Source organism: Lysinibacillus sp. NPDC096418 (assembly GCF_044762775.1).
Classification (GTDB): Bacteria; Bacillota; Bacilli; order Bacillales_A; family Planococcaceae; genus Lysinibacillus.
The window spans coordinates 118,439-134,934 of the sequence record NZ_JBIWEY010000001.1 but is presented as its reverse complement, the minus strand read 5'-3'; the positions used below and the strand labels follow the sequence as shown (position 1 = coordinate 134,934).

Sequence of the window (16,496 nt, the reverse complement as noted above, 5' to 3'; positions counted from 1 at the left end):
AATTATTAATGAAAATCGCAGTAATCGGCGCAATGGAAGAAGAAGTAGAGCTTTTACGCGCATCTTTAGAAAATATTAAAAAAACAGTTATCGCTGATAGTGAATATACAACAGGTACGTATGATGGCAAAGAGGTTGTTCTTTTAAAAAGTGGTATTGGTAAAGTAAATGCAGCAATGTCGACAACGATTTTATTGCATGAGTTCAAGCCAGATGTAGTTATTAATACAGGGTCTGCGGGAGGTTTCGATGAGGCACTTGATGTAGGTGCAGTCGTGATTTCTGATGAAGTACGTCACCATGACGTGGATGTCACAGCTTTTGGCTACGAAATTGGTCAAATGGCGGGTATGCCAGCTGGCTTTAAAGCAGATGATAAGTTAATCCAAGTTGCAGAAGAAGCTGTAAAAGCAGTTGGTGAGCATCAATATGGTGTTGGTCTTATTTGCTCTGGTGACACATTTATGAATGATCCAGTACGTGTAGAAACAGTACGAGGCTTTTTCCCGCAAATGAAAGCAGTTGAAATGGAAGCCGCTGCTGTAGCGCAAGTGTGCCATCAATTTGGTACACCATTTGTAGTTATCCGTGCGTTATCGGATATTGCAGGTAAAGAATCGAATATTAGCTTCGATGAGTTTTTACCAGTCGCAGCAAAACATTCGACACAAATTGTGTTAAAAGCTATCGCATCACTATAATTTACACAAAATGGACAAAATGATAGCGTTGAGAGTGAGAAAAATCACAGTGTTTTATTTAGACCAATGATACACTTAAATCAATAAATTCTATGCAAATTCAGGTGGGAGGCATTGACGATGTTACTTTTAACAGCAGGTGTAGTAATTATAACAACGCTAGTTGGTTTACTGATTTCAGCTGACCTTGGTGAAACAATCCATTAATTTGTGTATAAAGCTCCTTTGCGATGGCAAAGGAGCTTTTTGTCTTCTATAGAGGGAAAGAAACTATTCAAGGTGTCGAGATGAGTAGTGGTCTGTAAAGCCAGGGAATCTCTCCACCGAGAAAAGAAGTGATCCATAAATCCAAGAGATTGCTCTGTTATAAAGAGCAATGATCTGACCAATAAACTGCTCGGGTTTTTTTATGGAAAACAATAATATACATTGAATTTCATACGACAACCTTTTACAATAATTTATTCGATAGGCTTTTGATCGCGCTTATAAAATTGATAGAGCTTAATGAGTGCGCGCTTTTCGATTCGTGACACATAGCTGCGTGATATATGCAGACGAGCAGCAATTTCTTTTTGTGTTAAGGCATCTTGATGATTTAAGCCGTACCGGAGTGTGACAATTTCTAATTCTCGTTCATCGAGCATGTGAAGGTACCGATAGAGCTGAGCTACATGCTCTTTATGCTCAAGTTTCTCTGTGGCACTTTCTTCATCACATTGCAATAAATCTCGGATTTGTAGTGCATTACCGTCTTTGTCGGTACCGATTGGCTCAAACAAAGATACATCTTTCTGTACTTTTTTTTGTGTGCGTAAATGCATTAATATTTCATTTTCTATGCAACGTGCTGCATATGTGGCAAGGCGTGTTTTTTTGTCGGGTGTATAGCTTTCGACAGCTTTCATCAGGCCAATGGTACCGATAGAAATGTAATCATCTAGCTGTTCATGCTTTGGGTGGAACTTTTTTACGACGTGTGCCACGAGTCTCATATTCCGTTCAATTAAGTCGAGCCGCGCTTGTTCATCACCATTTAAAAATCGATCAAGACAAGCAGCTTCTTCTTCCTTTGTAAAAGGTTTATGAAATGTTTTGCCCTTTAAATAGCCAAGTAAGGCAGGGATCTCAAACCACAGTTGCATCAAAGACGTAAAAATTCCGCTCATTAAATGTTTTCATCCTCTCACCATCATTTTTCGACATTATATGATACGAAAGTGAGTTCAATGAAAAAAAGTGCAACAGCGATGTCGCTGTTACACTTTTTTTAGCGTAAAATTACTAATCATGAGTAATGCTAGTATGGGAAATAGGAAAAGATAAAAGGCAGGGTGGAACGTATTTGCAGCGAAGTACGTCAATGTTAGGAACGTACCTGCAGCAGTAATGGGTAACCCAGTGAAATAGCCATTTGCTTCACTAATGTTGAAGCGGGCTAAACGCATTGCACCGCAGACGATGTAAAGAACAGTCATCATCATGCCGACAAAACCAAAATCAACCATGACAACTTCATACATTAATAATGCAGGTGCCACACCAAATGATATAATATCACTCATAGAATCTAACTGTTTACCTAATTCGGATTCTTGTCCAAGGGCGCGTGCTACTTTACCATCGTAGCGATCGAGTAAAGCTGCAATAAAGATGAACAGGACACTATAACTATAATATTCATGTAAAGTGGCCATGATTGCTGCACCACCAAAGGACATATTACTAATTGTTATGAAGTTAGCTGCGTGCGATTTCATTTTCTTAACCGTGGTATCCACCAACTTGTGATAAAAAAACAAGGGGGATCACTCCTTTGCACTTAAGATATTTTATCATTATACTTCGAATGAAAAAAAAATGACAGTCAAATTTAATCGATAGGAGTTTTGCTTTATGAAAGAAAAACTATATCAAGGCTTAATTGAATTAACGAATGGCAAACAATCCTCCAATATTTTACAAAACATTGCCAAAGCAAAGTGGAGCAAACGTATAATTCCAAGCTATATGAAAGTATACGATATAAACCTTGAAGAAGTTTCAAAAAAACCACAACAATTTTCAAGTTTACATGATTTTTTTACAAGAGAGCTACTTGAAGATGCACGTCCAATTGCACAAAGTCCGTCTACTTTCGCAAGTCCAGTAGACGCCAAAATTGAATCGTTTGGGCGGATTGAGTGGGATATGACGTTCCAAGTAAAGCGAAAACCGTATGCATTGCAAGATTTACTAGGTAATGATGAACGCGCTACTAAGTATATAGATGGTTATTATGTCGTGTTTTATTTAAGTCCTGCAGACTATCACCGTATTCATAGCCCTATTGACGGAAAAGTGCTTCGCCAATATACGCTTGGCAACAAGTCCTATCCGGTAAATAAGCTAGGTTTAACGTATGGGAAAAAACCAATTTCCCATAATTACCGCCAAGTTACAGAACTTAAACTTGCAGATGGCAAACAAGTAGCATTTATTAAAGTTGGTGCTACGTTTGTAAATTCGATTGTTCTGACAAATAGATCTGAACATTGGAAAAAAGGTCAAGAGGTTGGCTATTTTTCATTTGGTTCGACAGTTGTAATGTTATTTGAAAAGGATTCAATTGAGTTCACAGAAAATGTTGTCAAGGGAAGCGCAATTCGAATGGGTGAAGCATTCGCAAATATGCTATAATAGGCGAATAATACGTTTAGATTAGGGGTTACTATTTTGTATAATTTTTTATTACCAAATGAATTTGTCACGAGTGTTTTCGACATTACACCAGAAAAACTTCAAGACTTAGGAATTAAAGGGATTATTACAGATTTAGATAATACGCTTGTAGAATGGGATCGTGCAGATGCAACGGAAGAGTTGATTGTATGGCTCCGTATTATGAAAGAAGCAGGTATTCGTATTATTATTGCATCTAATAATAATGAGGCACGTGTAAAAGCCTTTGCAGAGCCATTGGATATTCCGTATATTCATAAAGCAAGAAAGCCACTACGTAATGCGTTTTATGGTGCGATTATTCAATTAGGCCTACGTCCAAATGAAGTAGTTATGGTGGGAGACCAGCTACTAACGGATGTGATGGGCGCTAATCGTTTAGGCTTGCACACAATTTTAGTAAAGCCTGTTGCACAATCAGATGGCTTTGTAACAAAATTCAATCGTTTCATTGAACGACGTGTATTCAATGATTTGAAACGAAAAGGTAAACTGACTTGGGAGGACAAAGAATGAACGAAATGCCAAATTGTATTGGCTGTGGTACAACAATTCAAACAGAAGATAAAACAGCAATCGGGTATGCACCCCCTTCATCCTTAGAAAAAGACGTGGTTATTTGCCAACGTTGCTTCCGTTTGAAAAATTATAATGAAATTCAACCGGTGTCATTAACTGATGACGACTTTTTACGTATTTTAAACGGTCTTGGAACACAGCAAGGCTTAATCGTTAAAATCGTCGATATTTTTGACTTCAATGGAAGTTGGTTACCAGGACTACATCGCTTTGTCGGTAAGAATCCGGTACTACTTGTGGCAAACAAAGCCGATTTATTACCAAAATCAGTGAAGCCAAAGAAGGTCATCAACTGGTTAAAACGTGAAGCAAAAGCACTTGGCCTCCAACCAATTGATGTGTTATTAGTGAGTGCGCATAAAGGTAAAGGTATGGCGGAAGCGATGGAAGCAATTGACCAATATCGAAATGGTCAAAATGTGTATGTTGTAGGTTGTACAAATGTTGGTAAATCTACGTTCATCAACCGTATTATTAAACAAGCAACGGGTGAAGGTGAAGTGATCACGACATCCCATTTCCCAGGAACAACACTTGATATGATTGAAATTCCACTTGATGACGGTAGTTCATTATATGACACACCAGGTATCATTAATCACCACCAAATGGCTCATCATATTGATTCAAGTGAATTAAAATACATTATGCCGAAAAAAGAAATTAAGCCAAAAGTGTATCAGCAAAATGCTGGTCAGACGTTATTTATTGGTGCATTGGCTCGCTTTGATTTCATCAAGGGAGATCGTTCAGCCTTTACGGTACACATTGCTAATGATCTACCAATTCACCGTACGAAACTTGAAAAAGCCGATACATTATATGCTGAACATAAAGGTGAATTACTGGCACCACCAACAGCCGACTTTATCGACAAACTACCAGAACTAGTACGTCATGAGTTTTCGATTAAAGAAGCGAAAACAGACGTGGTGTTCTCAGGACTGGGCTGGATTACAGTGCAACATCCGAATGTTGTAGTTGCAGCATACGCGCCAAAAGGTGTACAAGTATCGATTCGTCCATCATTAATTTAGGTTATAGAAAATGTAAGGATAAGTAGAGAAGAGGAACAGGAAATGAAGAAATGGTTTGCGGTTATTGGTGATCCGATTGAACATTCGAAATCACCAGCAATGCATAATGCTTGGTTTGAAGAAATGGCAATCGATGCGGCGTATATTCCAGTACATGTAACACCAGAAAATTTAGAAGCAGCAATTGCAGGCTTTAAAACGTTAGGTGCAAGTGGCTGGAACGTCACAATCCCACATAAAACAGCCATCATTCCCTATCTAGATGAGTTAGATGAGCTTGCAGCAAAAATGGGTGCAGTCAATACTGTCGTTCGATCGAAAGACGGCAAGTTAAAAGGCTATAATACGGACGGTGTAGGTTTTGTCCGATCACTTGAAGAAGCGGTTGGCACACATCATAAAGACAAGCATGTGCTACTGATTGGTGCTGGTGGAGCAGCTCGTGGAATTGCCTTTGCAATGCAGCAACAAGGCTATACAAATTTGACAATCGCCAATCGTACGGTTGCAAATGCACAAACGATTGTCGATGAGATGGGCATAGGTCATGCGATTTCATTGGCAGAAGCAGAAGAAAACCTAGGCGACTTCGGCATTTTGGTACAAATGACGTCGGCTGGCCTTGCTACGGGCAATTTTTCGATGCCTTTTTCACTTAATCGACTCACAAAAGGCGCAATTGTTGCGGATATTGTGTATAATCCATTAATGACGCCTTTTTTGCAAGCGGCTGAGGAAAAAGGTGCACGTGTAGTAACAGGTCTTGGGATGTTTGTACATCAAGGTGCCATAGCTTTTAAATATTGGCTTGATGAATATCCAAATACAAATTCAATGATTGCGCAATTACAAGTGCAATTGGGAGGACAATAGATTTTATGTTAACAGGTAAACAAAAACGTTTTTTACGTGCTGAGGCACATCATTTAACACCAATTTTCCAAGTTGGAAAAGGCGGCGTAAATGACGAAATGACAAAACAAATTCGTGAAGCATTAGAAGTACGTGAACTGATTAAAGTCCGTATTTTAGATAATTGTGAAGATGAAAAACAAGAAGTGGCAGAGGCACTTGCAAAAGGTGCGCGTGCAGAACTTGTTCAATTAATCGGCTTAACAGTTGTTTTATATAAAGAATCACGCAACAATAAAAAGATTGTGTTACCAAAAGTAGCGAAGTAAGGTGAGACGATGAAAAAAGTCGGTTTACTCGGTGGGACGTTTAATCCACCACATATCGGGCATCTAATAATGGCGAATGAAGTTTTTCATGCACTGGACTTAGATGAGGTTCGTTTTATGCCAAATGCATTACCTCCACATAAGCAGGCACCTCACGATGCGAGCAACGATGAACGCATTGAAATGGTGAAATTTTCAATAGCACCGTATCCACATTTTCGTACAGAGTTGTTTGAGGTAGAAAAAGGTGGCGTGTCTTATTCATATGAGACATTAGCGGCGCTTTGTGCGAGAGAGCCGAATGTGAAGTTTTATTTCATTATTGGTGGAGATATGATTGATACGCTTCATACATGGTATTGTATCGAAGAGTTGGTCAAGCTTGTACAGTTCGTTGGTGTTAAACGACCTGGTACAGCGGCGAAAACGGATTTCCCTGTTACAATGGTGGAAGTACCACAAATCGATTTATCGTCAACGTTAATTCGTGAACGCCTTGCTACTGGAGGAACGGTTACATTTTTACTGCCAGAAGCAGTAGAGTCGTTCATACGAGAGGAAGGTCTTTATGGAACGCGAACAGTATTTAGCGGCGATTAAACCACGCATGCCAGAGAAACGCTATATCCATACCATTGGTGTGATGGAAACAGCTATTTTGTTAGCTGAGCGTTATGATGAGGATGCAAAAAAAGCGGAGACAGCAGCCATACTACATGATATAGCGAAATACGCTGATATTGATTGGATGGAGCAAATTGTCCGTGATGAAAACTTGGATCAGCGTCTTCTAGGTTGGGGTAGTGAATTACTACATGGACCAGTTGGAGCGTATATTGCAGAGAGTGAGTTTGGCATTACCGATGAGGATATGCTAAATGCAATTCGTTTTCATACGACAGGACGCGTTTGCATGAGTAAGCTTGAAAAAATTCTTTTTGTTGCAGATATGATTGAACCGAATCGTAAATTTGATGGTGTAGATCGTCTGCGAAAAAAAGCACAGAAAGATCTAGATAAAGCAGTAAGTGCTTGTATGCGTCATACGTTATCTTTTTTAATCGATACGAAGCAAGCCATTTATCCAGTTTCAATAGAATGTTATAACGATATAACCAAAAGAGAGGAAAGTGAAGGATGACTTCAACTTTATTACAAGCAGCATACAAAGCAATCGATGACAAACATGGTGAGGATATTGTTGTCTTAAATATGCAAGGAATTTCACTTTTAGCAGATTACTTCATCATTGCACATGGTAATTCAGATCGCCAAGTACAAGCGATTGCACGTGAATTACAAGATGTAGCAGTGAAAGAAGGACATGAAATTCGTCGCGTGGAAGGTTTCGATGGCGCACGCTGGGTATTAGTAGACCTTGGGGATGTAGTAGCACACGTATTCCACAAAGATGAGCGTTCTTACTATAACCTAGAACGTCTATGGGGCGATGCACCGCAACTAGACATACCACAAGCATAAGTTTGAGCAGTTATGAACGATTTGCGGAGGTGTATGATGAACTGCAAACAGATATTCCATATGATCGTTATGTGGAATGGATTAAGCAGCATGCACCGAGCAAAGACTATCCTAGCCTTTTAGATATCGGCTGTGGCACGGGTGTGCTTGGCCTGATGCTTGCAAATGCCGGCTATAAGGTGAGTGGAATTGATTTATCTGAGGATATGTTAGCGATGGCAGCAGAGCGTTTTGCCGAAGCAGGATTGCATGTGCCGCTTTATAGCATGTCAATGCATGAACTAGACGGTTTTGAGGCGCTAGACGCTGTAACAATCGCGATTGACTCATTGAACTATGTCGTGGAAGAAGCGGACGTCTATGCGACGCTAGAGCGTATCTACGGAGCATTACGTAATGGCGGTCAATTATTTTTTGATGTGCATTCGTTATTTAAAATGGATGATATCTTTTTAGATGGACCGTTTACGTATGATGATGGTGATATTAGCTATGTGTGGCATACAGAGCCAGGCGAGTTTGACCATTCTGTTGTACATCAAATGACGTTTTACGTGCGTGATGTAGCAAGTGGCTTGTACGAACGTTTCGATGAGGAACACAACCAACGTACATTCCCTGTAGAACAGTATATGACATGGCTTCGTACTATCGGCTTTACTGATGTTGAAGTAACAGCTGATTTTACAGATGAGGCACCGGAATATGAAAGCGAGCGCATTTTTATACGTGCGGTCAAATAATGAACAGCTTGTTGGATGAATTTCCGGCAAGCTGTTTTTTGCGTTTCAAAATAGGGCCACTACGATAATGTGAGGGTGATTTCCGTTCCGTCTGGCCGCTTTCTAGGGGCGTCCGATGAGCCGCTTCCCTCACTGCGTTTGCTCCATGGTCTCATCTGTGACGCTAATTCCACAGGAGTAGCCCAGCTTTCACTCCGATCAATGGACAATCTAATTAATACACAATATCATTCCAAGTTTTGGTGTTGAACTTATTTTTTCTACAAATGGCATAATAATACCATCAGCTTAATTCAAGATGTCCGTATAAAAAACTTTGTAGCGTTCGCGTCTAACAGATTTTGGTGAAAAGCCATACTAAGAGTAGTACTTCTTTTCAGCGCCAGGGAAATATTGTATGATTAAGTTGACTCCATATGATTTGCCTTTTGCATAGAAGGGATGTATTTTTATGATCCAATCTTTATGGCAAAAATACGGCAAGAGCATGCTGCTACCGGGCGGACTTGTGATCATTGGACTTTGTTACTTCTATTTTTCGAGTATTGACTCTTCATCTCCCCAAGAAGAGCTCATCGAAACAATCCAACCTACTGAACAAACAGAAACGATAGAGCCTGTAGTAGAAGCGGTCTTACAGCAGGTGCTAGTCGATGTAAAAGGTGCTATTTTGCATCCAGGTGTCTATTCATTAAGTGAGGAACAACGCATTATTGATGCTGTACAACTTGCTGGTGGCTATACAACGGAAGCGGATACGCAGCTTATTAATCATGCGCAAAAAGTGCAGGATGAGATGGTCATTTATATTCCTAAGAAGGGTGAGCAGCTTAATGAAGTAACGACAGATTTTGTTACGATGCCAACTACTGGTCCGTCTATGGGTAGTAGTGGCGCTAAGGACGGTAAAGTCAATTTAAATAAAGCTGATGAATCGGTACTCACGACACTTTCTGGTATAGGCCCCTCGAAGGCACAAAGCATTATCAGCTACCGAGAAGAAAATGGTGGTTTCCAAACGATTGAGGATTTAAAAAAAGTTACCGGCATTGGTGACAAAACATATGAAAAACTAAAAGATTCAATAACAGTTAAATAGACTCTTCAAAATTCATGTTGTATTGACGATTCTTTTCAAAAAGTGCTGTAACCTATATACTAGAAAGAAAATATTTTGGAGGTAGTCATATGGAGCGTATTACTTGGGATCAATTTTTTATGGCACAAAGCCATTTACTAGCACTACGAAGTACTTGTACAAGACTGTCAGTGGGTGCAACGGTTGTGCGTGATAAACGTATAATTGCAGGGGGCTATAACGGCTCGATTACTGGCGATGAGCATTGCATCGAGGAAGGTTGTTATGTAATAGACAATCATTGTGTGCGAACTGTGCATGCTGAGATGAATGCCCTGTTACAATGTGCAAAATACGGCACACCAACAAAAGGTGCTGACCTGTATGTGACGCATTTCCCTTGCTTGCCATGTACAAAATCAATTATTCAAGCTGGAATTCATCGTGTCTATTACGCAACAGATTATAAAAATAATCCATATGCACAGGATTTATTTAAAAAAGCAGGCGTGGAAGTGGTACATGTTCCATTTGATGAACGAAAAATTGATTTTTTAAGTGATGACAAGCTTGCTTTGTACATAGACATGTTGAATGAACTGCGTGCAAGTGGTATGCCAGCAGAAAAATTGCTCCCGTATGAACAGAAGGTGAGCGAATTATTTGGAAAAACGCTGTAGAGCATAAATGGATTTACGTAGCATTAGCTGTACTTGTGGCGTCTATAGCAGCACATAAGTCAGCTTGGCTACTTGTCGTACTAGTAGTTCTAGCTGTTTGGCTTACTGTAAAAGGCGAGCGGCGTATTATTTCGGCATTCGTAGTGGGTGCCGGATTCCTATCTTTTTTCTTCATTTCAATCATCCAACTGACGGAGCCTTCCCCTTTACCGTCGTCTTTTCAACTAACGTGGACAAGTGAATATAAAATTAATGGGCAAAAGCTGCGCGGCTTTGCCAAAACTAAGACAGGTGAAAAATTGTATACTGTCTATACTTTTGCTACTGAGAAAGAGAAAAAGTATTATGAGACAACGCCTATTACTGGCTTTACGTATCGCGTACAAGGTGAACTTGTACCGCCAAATCCACCCGCACATATTTATGCCTTTTCGATGGAAGATTATCTCGTGAGTAAAGGTGCTAGTGGAACATTTGAAGTAAAGAGCTGGACGTTTGTATCAGAGGAAAAGTCGATTCGTACATTTCTTGCAAAGCAACGTTTTCAATTGAAAAAGCACATTGAAGCGACATTTCCTTCAGCACTTGCTGCAGAAGCACAGGCATTACTGATTGGCTTGCAGGACAATGTGGATGAGGAATTACAGCGTGCCTATCAAAAACTCGGTATTACGCATCTATTTGCGATTTCTGGGCTTCATGTAGCACTTGTTTCGTGGTTGTTTTTCGAGGGTCTACTTCGTATTGGTGTACGCAAAGAGGTGGCTGCGATTGTACTGCTTATTATTTTACCTGTCTATGGTTTTATAGCAGGTGGTGCGCCGTCAGTATGGCGTGCGGTATCAGTTGTAGAGTTTGTCATGCTTATGCGTTATGTGAAGTGGCGCGTACCGATTGACGATGCACTGGCAATTAGTTTTATCGGTTTTGTCCTCCTTGAGCCTGGTGTTATTTTTCAAGTTGGCTTTCAGTTGTCGTATTTAGCAACGGCTAGTCTTGTCTACTCGGGTGTCATTTTTAAACGAGCTAAAAGTAGGTTGATGCAGTCATTTCTAATAACTTTTGTGTGTCAGTTACTTGTTTACCCCATATTACTCCATCATTTTTATGAAATCTCCATTTCCTCATTATTAGTGAATATTGTCTTTGTACCGCTATTTTCCTTTGTCATTTTACCCGTAAATATTGTACTGCTCGTAGCAACATTTGCTGCGATGCCTATAGCGAAATTATTATTCGTCGTTTATGAGCCACTGCGTGAATGGTTGACCGAGGCAATTTTATATTTGCAGGCATTGCCACTCCAGTTATGGGCACCGGGTAAACCTGCAATATGGCTTGTCAGTGTTGCATTTATCAGTGTCCTCCTTGGGTTTTATTTTTTAGAGATGCGGAGGTATCGTAGGTTTACAATTGTGTTAATAGTACCTATATTTTGTATTCATTTTGCACCGTTATTTTATAACGAGACAAGATTAACGTTTTTAAATGTAGGGCAGGGTGATTGTACAGTCGTTGAATTGCCGTTTAGAAGGGCTGTATACGTCGTTGATTCAGGTGGAGTGTTACGCTTTGACCAAGAGGCTTGGAAGGCTTCACAGAGCCCGTACGAGGTTGGAAAGCAGGTTGTTGTCCCCTTTTTAAAGGGAAAAGGGATACGGGACATCAATATTTTTATCGTGACACATGCAGATGCCGATCATGTAGAGGGTGCCGAAGAGGTTCTAGAGGAAATAGGAATGCGTGAAATTCATGTGACACCGGGTTCTCTTGACAAGCCTGTAATGAATGATTTGCTTTCAGAAGCGGCAAAGCAGCGAGTACAGGTGAAGGAGAAAATGCAGGGAACAGGTTGGCGAGTAGGTGAGACAAGCTTTCATTATTTATGGCCACAGGATGTCGATTATGAAGGCAATGATGATTCACTTGTACTATACATGCAGCAGAAGTCGTTTCGAGCATTGTTAACAGGTGATTTGGAGGAGAATGGGGAACAACAGCTCATCAAGCTCTATGACCGTCAGCTAGCTAATATGACGCTTTTAAAAGCAGGACATCATGGCAGTAAAACATCAAGCATTGAACCGTTTGTGGAGCTTCTAAAACCCGAGCTAACTATATTTAGTGCGGGGCGTAATAATCGTTATCGTCATCCGCATGATGTAGTCGTCGAGCGTTTTACGAGCCGAGGTTTGCCAACGTTGACAACGGGTACGGATGGTACGATAGAAGTTCGTATTCATGGAGATAGCTGGTCGATTCATAAAGAAAAAGACCTTGTCCAATAACAAGGTCTTTTTCAATGATACATATAAGTGCTGGATTACATAGATACGAAATCTACTACTGTTGCGATAATGAACATAACAGTGAAGACTGCAAATGATACGCCAAAACCAATCCCAGAATCGATTGCGTCGTTACGTCTGCATTGAATGTTTTTACCTTCAAATGGATTCATTGCTATCCCTCCAATTCTGTTATTTATTATAAGACATCGTTTTCATAAAAGCTATATGGAATACAAGAAATAACAGTGTTTGTAAGAATAGACACAATTCGGTCAAAGTCACAATTGCGCATAAATCATGTATACTACTAGTATAGTTATTTGGAGGGAAAATTATGATTTCAACAGTTTGGAACAATATAAAAAAAGGTGAACTCGCACCAGTTTATTTGCTAGTTGGTGAGGAATCTTACTTTATAGATGAAACGGTACAACGTTTAAAGGATGCACTTGGCCCTGAAGAAGATATAGAAATAAGTACATTTGATTTAGAGGAAGTACCAGTGGATGCAGTAATGGATGAGGCAGATACAATTCCGTTTTTTTCAGAGCGTAAGCTGATCATTGCAAAAAACGCATCGTTTTTAAAGGCAACAGAAAAAGGAAAGGAAAAAATCGACCACGATGTGAAACGTTTAGAGGCATGGCTTGCAAACCCTTCTGATTTTTCGGTGACGGTCTTTATTGCACCTTATGAGAAGCTAGATGAACGAAAAAAAGTCACAAAAATGATGAAAGAACATGCACTGTTCGTACATGCAGAAACGCCGAAAGAGCAAGATTTAGCAGTGTGGATTAAGGGTCTTGTGAAAGCAGAAGGTAAAACCATTACACAGGATGCGATCGAATATCTTGTGACGATGGTTGGACCAAATATGCTTCAGCTTCAAATGGAAATTGAAAAGATGGCACTGTATTTAGGGGAAAGCGGAGAAATTACGCCTGCGTTAGTTGAGGATTTAGTAGCCAAAACGCTGGAGCAAGATGCTTTTAAAATGTTAAATGCCTATTTTGCTCATGATCATGTAGCTGCATTGTCTATTTATCATGATTTACTGCGTCAAAAACAAGAACCAATTATGTTGGTAGGCTTACTTGCTTCCAATGTACGAACGATGTCGAATGTTTTTTATTTACAAAAAAAGGGTTACCATCCGCAACAAATTGCAAAAAACCTAAAAATTCATCCTTATCGTGTAAAACTGATGGTTGAACAACGAAATCGTCCATCTGAAGAAAGTTTATTAAAAGCTTTGTATCAGTTGGCTGAAGTCGACATGCAATTAAAAACAGCTGGCGGCAATCGAGAGCGCTATTTAGAATTGTTTTTACTGAAATCTATGTAAACACAGTTACCATCATGTGCATAAATGGTTGTATAATGTCGTAGGGGGTTTTTTAACATGCAAAAACGAATTCAGTATATGGACAACTTGCGTGCAATTGCGATTCTAGGTGTGCTGTTATTGCATGCTGCGACACCTTATGTTGTGCTTTACGGTAAAATAGATGCAGGAGATTGGCAAACAGGCATTATTTTTAACGCATTGTCTCGCTGGTGTGTGCCAATTTTCTTAATGATCAGTGGGGCATTATTACTCGGACGTAAAGAAGAGCCACTTGGAGATTTCTTTAAGAAACGGGCAAATAAAATTTTGTTGCCGTTTATCGTATGGTCTCTCGTGTATTATGCATGGGCAACATATATGTGGAATCCGGGCTATTCCGTGAAAGAATTTTTAATCCTATTTTTCAATAATAAAGTGTACTATCATTTATGGTATTTTTACGCTTTAATCGGTATTTATTTACTGGCGCCAATATTTAATATTTTCATCAACCATGCGTCACGTCAAATGATAGGTTATTTAGCTGGCTTATGGATCCTTTTTTACGGAGGCTTCCGTTATTATTCTTTTCTTTACAGCAATGATTTCACACTCTTTTTCCCGTTAAGTGAGTACATAGGTTTCTTTTTACTCGGCTATTACCTGGCGAAATTTGAGATAGAAAAAAAATGGCGCATCCTTATTTACGCAATTGGTGTCATAGGAGCTTTAGAAACGATCGTGCGAACAAATGCGTTGACAGAAGCACAGGGGCAATTTACTAGCTATGCGTTCTCCTATTCAAGCCCGAATGTTATTGCGATGAGTATTGCATTATTTGTATTCTGTAAGTATTGGATTAATCATAAGGTCGAAAAGGATACCTATCAAACGAGTCGTCTTGTTATGCTCATTGGTCAAACGAGTTTTGGTATCTATTTAGTACACGCAATGGTGTTAGATAAAGTACGTCCGTTATTTTTTGAAGGCAATGAGCTCTTTATGAAACCGCTACTTGCCATTCCGCTACAAGTATTAATTGTATTGGTCATTTGCACAATCGTAATATGGATCATTCAAAAGATTCCGGGATTACGCAAAATTGTATAACTTAAAAACGTCTATCAATAGGATAGGCGTTTTTTTATTTTGAAATAAAAAAAGACCAGTTACTCAATAAAGAGTAAACTGATCTTTTATAAACACTTACGCTTTTTTAGCTAGGCGAGACTTTTTACGAGCCGCCGCGTTTTTGTGGATAAGTCCTTTTGAAGCTGCTTTATCTAAAGATTTGTAAGCTGCTTGTAAAAGTTCTTGTGCGTTTTCAGCTTTAGCAGCAACAGCGTTTTCAGCTTTTTTCACTGTAGTACGCATTGCAGATTTCGCTTGAGTGTTAGCAACGTTAGCTTTTGCGTTAACTTTTACGCGTTTAATCGCAGATTTAATGTTTGGCATATCTTTCACCTCCTAAATTAGGTACGAGATGATAACTTCTCATTGATTTCGTGTGTCAATACAACAAAAATCATTTTAACAAACGCACGCCCAAATTGCAATAGTTAAATGCAAAGAATATTTACTTGACAGTTTGACCAAACTAATAGCGAGGTGAATAGTATGCAAAAACTAAATTGGCAACGTACGGATTTAATAGATGAATCAGAAGAAATTGTTTTACATCAGACCAAAGAACAAAAAGATACGCTTAAACAATCAAGTGGTGTCCATATTGAAGATCAAACTGAAGGACGCGTTAAAATAACACATGTTCAGGTCAATGATGAGGGTGAAAAGCAGATTGGTAAAAAGGAAGGACAATATATAACTCTTTCCGTACCTACGCTAACACCAGACGACAAGGACGGCTTTCATCAGCTTGGAGAGTCGTTACTCAAACAATTTAAAAAGTTGCACGAATCGATAGCTTTGGGAAATGACGACAAAATATTAATAATTGGACTTGGCAATCGGACGATTACACCGGATGCTGTAGGGCCTTTGGTAATTGACCATTTGCATAATCTTGAGCAAATCGATGATAAGTTTGTTATGTATGCGCCAGGTGTAACAGGGCAAACAGGCTATGAAACTGGTGAATTTGTTGCAGCGCTTGCAGAACGAATTCAGCCAAAATTGATTATTGTCATTGATGCACTTGCTAGTAGATCAAGTGAGCGGCTATGTAAAACCATCCAGTTAACAAATACAGGTATACATCCAGGGTCTGGAGTAGGTAATCAGCGCCAAGAGATATCTCAAGAGGTGCTAGGAGTCCCTGTTACAGCAATTGGCGTACCAACTGTAGTAGATGCACCAGTCTTAATCGCAGATGCTGTAGAACTAATGTTACGGTCTATAGCGGCACGAGTTGCAGAACGAGGTAAACCATCTGCTAAACTGTCACTTTCTTCATGGCGACCAGATATAAATAAAGAACTCGATATGTCACTAGTAACGCCGATATTTGGTGAATGGGCTACTTGGTCGAAGGAAGAAAGACACCAACTGTTTGAGGAAACGATTGCTGCTTCAAATGCACAGCTTATGGTATCGCCGAAAGAAGCGGATGCTTGGGTTGAAAAGTATGCGAAACTAATTACGTCGATGCTCACAAATTGGGCAAACACTCTATAATTTTTAAAAATTAGTTGGTGCTAAAACGCCAGCTTTTTTTCG

The 16,496-nt window shown here is 39.6% G+C and carries 20 protein-coding genes; 16 read left to right on the top strand and 4 right to left on the bottom strand.

The window, feature by feature from the left end:
• Positions 1-8: 8 nt before the first annotated feature.
• Positions 9-701: a 5'-methylthioadenosine/S-adenosylhomocysteine nucleosidase gene (gene mtnN, locus ACIQZG_RS00660; protein WP_402753229.1), complete on the top strand. Its 693-nt coding sequence runs from the start codon at positions 9-11 to the stop codon at positions 699-701.
• Positions 702-1,162: 461 nt separating this feature from the next.
• Here the strand turns inward: mtnN and sigK are convergent, their stop codons facing one another.
• Positions 1,163-1,870 (bottom strand): RNA polymerase sporulation sigma factor SigK, encoded by a 708-nt coding sequence (sigK, locus tag ACIQZG_RS00655; protein WP_402753228.1) that lies wholly within the window; start codon positions 1,868-1,870, stop codon positions 1,163-1,165.
• Between the two features lie 90 nt (positions 1,871-1,960).
• Complete coding sequence (pssA, locus tag ACIQZG_RS00650; RefSeq protein WP_402753589.1) at positions 1,961-2,461, bottom strand: CDP-diacylglycerol--serine O-phosphatidyltransferase; 501 nt, start codon at positions 2,459-2,461, stop codon at positions 1,961-1,963.
• 136 nt (positions 2,462-2,597) lie between these two features.
• Here pssA and ACIQZG_RS00645 point away from each other — a divergent pair, with 136 nt between their 5' ends.
• The 12 genes from ACIQZG_RS00645 to ACIQZG_RS00590 all read left to right on the top strand — a co-directional run bounded on the left by ACIQZG_RS00645 (position 2,598) and on the right by ACIQZG_RS00590 (position 12,490).
• Complete coding sequence (locus ACIQZG_RS00645; RefSeq protein WP_402753227.1) at positions 2,598-3,380, top strand: phosphatidylserine decarboxylase; 783 nt, start codon at positions 2,598-2,600, stop codon at positions 3,378-3,380.
• 36 nt (positions 3,381-3,416) lie between these two features.
• Positions 3,417-3,938: a YqeG family HAD IIIA-type phosphatase gene (locus ACIQZG_RS00640; protein WP_402753226.1), complete on the top strand. Its 522-nt coding sequence runs from the start codon at positions 3,417-3,419 to the stop codon at positions 3,936-3,938.
• Complete coding sequence (yqeH, locus tag ACIQZG_RS00635) at positions 3,935-5,038, top strand: ribosome biogenesis GTPase YqeH (protein WP_402753225.1); 1,104 nt, start codon at positions 3,935-3,937, stop codon at positions 5,036-5,038. The genes ACIQZG_RS00640 and yqeH overlap by 4 nt, the downstream gene beginning before the upstream one ends.
• Before the next feature lie 42 nt (positions 5,039-5,080).
• Entirely contained in the window at positions 5,081-5,911 is an 831-nt protein-coding gene (gene aroE / locus ACIQZG_RS00630) for a shikimate dehydrogenase (RefSeq protein ID WP_402753224.1), read from the top strand.
• A 5-nt stretch (positions 5,912-5,916) separates the two neighbouring features.
• Entirely contained in the window at positions 5,917-6,219 is a 303-nt protein-coding gene (yhbY, locus tag ACIQZG_RS00625) for a ribosome assembly RNA-binding protein YhbY (RefSeq protein WP_402753223.1), read from the top strand.
• A 9-nt stretch (positions 6,220-6,228) separates the two neighbouring features.
• A complete protein-coding gene (locus ACIQZG_RS00620) occupies positions 6,229-6,819 on the top strand; it encodes a nicotinate-nucleotide adenylyltransferase (RefSeq protein WP_402753222.1) in 591 nt (196 codons plus the stop codon).
• Positions 6,788-7,360 (top strand): bis(5'-nucleosyl)-tetraphosphatase (symmetrical) YqeK, encoded by a 573-nt coding sequence (gene yqeK, locus ACIQZG_RS00615; protein ID WP_402753221.1) that lies wholly within the window; start codon positions 6,788-6,790, stop codon positions 7,358-7,360. Before ACIQZG_RS00620 ends, yqeK begins: the two co-directional genes overlap by 32 nt.
• Positions 7,357-7,701, top strand: a complete 345-nt coding sequence (gene rsfS / locus ACIQZG_RS00610; protein WP_402753220.1) for a ribosome silencing factor — start codon at positions 7,357-7,359, stop codon at positions 7,699-7,701. Before yqeK ends, rsfS begins: the two co-directional genes overlap by 4 nt.
• 2 nt (positions 7,702-7,703) lie before the next feature.
• Positions 7,704-8,444, top strand: coding sequence for a class I SAM-dependent DNA methyltransferase (locus ACIQZG_RS00605; protein ID WP_402753219.1), 741 nt, complete (start codon positions 7,704-7,706; stop codon positions 8,442-8,444).
• Between the two features lie 451 nt (positions 8,445-8,895).
• Complete coding sequence (locus ACIQZG_RS00600; RefSeq protein WP_402753218.1) at positions 8,896-9,543, top strand: helix-hairpin-helix domain-containing protein; 648 nt, start codon at positions 8,896-8,898, stop codon at positions 9,541-9,543.
• An 89-nt stretch (positions 9,544-9,632) separates the two neighbouring features.
• Positions 9,633-10,202 (top strand): ComE operon protein 2, encoded by a 570-nt coding sequence (locus ACIQZG_RS00595; RefSeq protein WP_402753217.1) that lies wholly within the window; start codon positions 9,633-9,635, stop codon positions 10,200-10,202.
• Between the two features lie 35 nt (positions 10,203-10,237).
• The gene (locus ACIQZG_RS00590; RefSeq protein ID WP_402753216.1) at positions 10,238-12,490 is read left to right on the top strand and encodes a DNA internalization-related competence protein ComEC/Rec2; all 2,253 of its coding nucleotides are present in this window, start codon (positions 10,238-10,240) and stop codon (positions 12,488-12,490) included.
• Positions 12,491-12,525: 35 nt separating this feature from the next.
• Here ACIQZG_RS00590 and ACIQZG_RS00585 read toward each other — a convergent pair whose 3' ends face one another.
• Positions 12,526-12,663 (bottom strand): YqzM family protein, encoded by a 138-nt coding sequence (locus tag ACIQZG_RS00585; protein WP_402753215.1) that lies wholly within the window; start codon positions 12,661-12,663, stop codon positions 12,526-12,528.
• Between the two features lie 164 nt (positions 12,664-12,827).
• On the opposite strand from ACIQZG_RS00585, the gene holA reads away from it, so the two are divergent.
• Together holA and ACIQZG_RS00575 are read left to right on the top strand one after the other, a co-directional pair.
• Entirely contained in the window at positions 12,828-13,838 is a 1,011-nt protein-coding gene (holA, locus tag ACIQZG_RS00580) for a DNA polymerase III subunit delta (protein WP_402753214.1), read from the top strand.
• 57 nt (positions 13,839-13,895) lie between these two features.
• Positions 13,896-14,930 (top strand): acyltransferase, encoded by a 1,035-nt coding sequence (locus tag ACIQZG_RS00575; protein WP_402753213.1) that lies wholly within the window; start codon positions 13,896-13,898, stop codon positions 14,928-14,930.
• A 96-nt stretch (positions 14,931-15,026) separates the two neighbouring features.
• Here ACIQZG_RS00575 and rpsT read toward each other — a convergent pair whose 3' ends face one another.
• Positions 15,027-15,275 carry a 30S ribosomal protein S20 gene (gene rpsT / locus ACIQZG_RS00570; RefSeq protein ID WP_402753212.1) on the bottom strand — a complete coding sequence of 83 codons (249 nt, stop codon included), beginning with the start codon at positions 15,273-15,275 and terminating at the stop codon, positions 15,027-15,029.
• A 162-nt stretch (positions 15,276-15,437) separates the two neighbouring features.
• On the opposite strand from rpsT, the gene gpr reads away from it, so the two are divergent.
• Positions 15,438-16,454: a GPR endopeptidase gene (gene gpr / locus ACIQZG_RS00565; RefSeq protein ID WP_402753211.1), complete on the top strand. Its 1,017-nt coding sequence runs from the start codon at positions 15,438-15,440 to the stop codon at positions 16,452-16,454.
• Positions 16,455-16,496: the final 42 nt, after the last annotated feature.

Bases quoted from the DNA above. Each gene is read 5' to 3' on its own strand.
- mtnN (WP_402753229.1), top strand. From the start codon at position 9: ATGAAAATCGCAGTAATCGGCGCAATGGAAGAAGAAGTAGAGCTTTTA.
- sigK (WP_402753228.1), bottom strand. From the start codon at position 1,870: ATGAGCGGAATTTTTACGTCTTTGATGCAACTGTGGTTTGAGATCCCT.
- pssA (WP_402753589.1), bottom strand. From the start codon at position 2,461: ATGAAATCGCACGCAGCTAACTTCATAACAATTAGTAATATGTCCTTT.
- ACIQZG_RS00645 (WP_402753227.1), top strand. From the start codon at position 2,598: ATGAAAGAAAAACTATATCAAGGCTTAATTGAATTAACGAATGGCAAA.
- yqeH (WP_402753225.1), top strand. From the start codon at position 3,935: ATGAACGAAATGCCAAATTGTATTGGCTGTGGTACAACAATTCAAACA.
- aroE (WP_402753224.1), top strand. From the start codon at position 5,081: ATGAAGAAATGGTTTGCGGTTATTGGTGATCCGATTGAACATTCGAAA.
- yhbY (WP_402753223.1), top strand. From the start codon at position 5,917: ATGTTAACAGGTAAACAAAAACGTTTTTTACGTGCTGAGGCACATCAT.
- ACIQZG_RS00620 (WP_402753222.1), top strand. From the start codon at position 6,229: ATGAAAAAAGTCGGTTTACTCGGTGGGACGTTTAATCCACCACATATC.
- yqeK (WP_402753221.1), top strand. From the start codon at position 6,788: ATGGAACGCGAACAGTATTTAGCGGCGATTAAACCACGCATGCCAGAG.
- rsfS (WP_402753220.1), top strand. From the start codon at position 7,357: ATGACTTCAACTTTATTACAAGCAGCATACAAAGCAATCGATGACAAA.
- ACIQZG_RS00600 (WP_402753218.1), top strand. From the start codon at position 8,896: ATGATCCAATCTTTATGGCAAAAATACGGCAAGAGCATGCTGCTACCG.
- ACIQZG_RS00595 (WP_402753217.1), top strand. From the start codon at position 9,633: ATGGAGCGTATTACTTGGGATCAATTTTTTATGGCACAAAGCCATTTA.
- ACIQZG_RS00585 (WP_402753215.1), bottom strand. From the start codon at position 12,663: ATGAATCCATTTGAAGGTAAAAACATTCAATGCAGACGTAACGACGCA.
- holA (WP_402753214.1), top strand. From the start codon at position 12,828: ATGATTTCAACAGTTTGGAACAATATAAAAAAAGGTGAACTCGCACCA.
- ACIQZG_RS00575 (WP_402753213.1), top strand. From the start codon at position 13,896: ATGCAAAAACGAATTCAGTATATGGACAACTTGCGTGCAATTGCGATT.
- rpsT (WP_402753212.1), bottom strand. From the start codon at position 15,275: ATGCCAAACATTAAATCTGCGATTAAACGCGTAAAAGTTAACGCAAAA.
- gpr (WP_402753211.1), top strand. From the start codon at position 15,438: ATGCAAAAACTAAATTGGCAACGTACGGATTTAATAGATGAATCAGAA.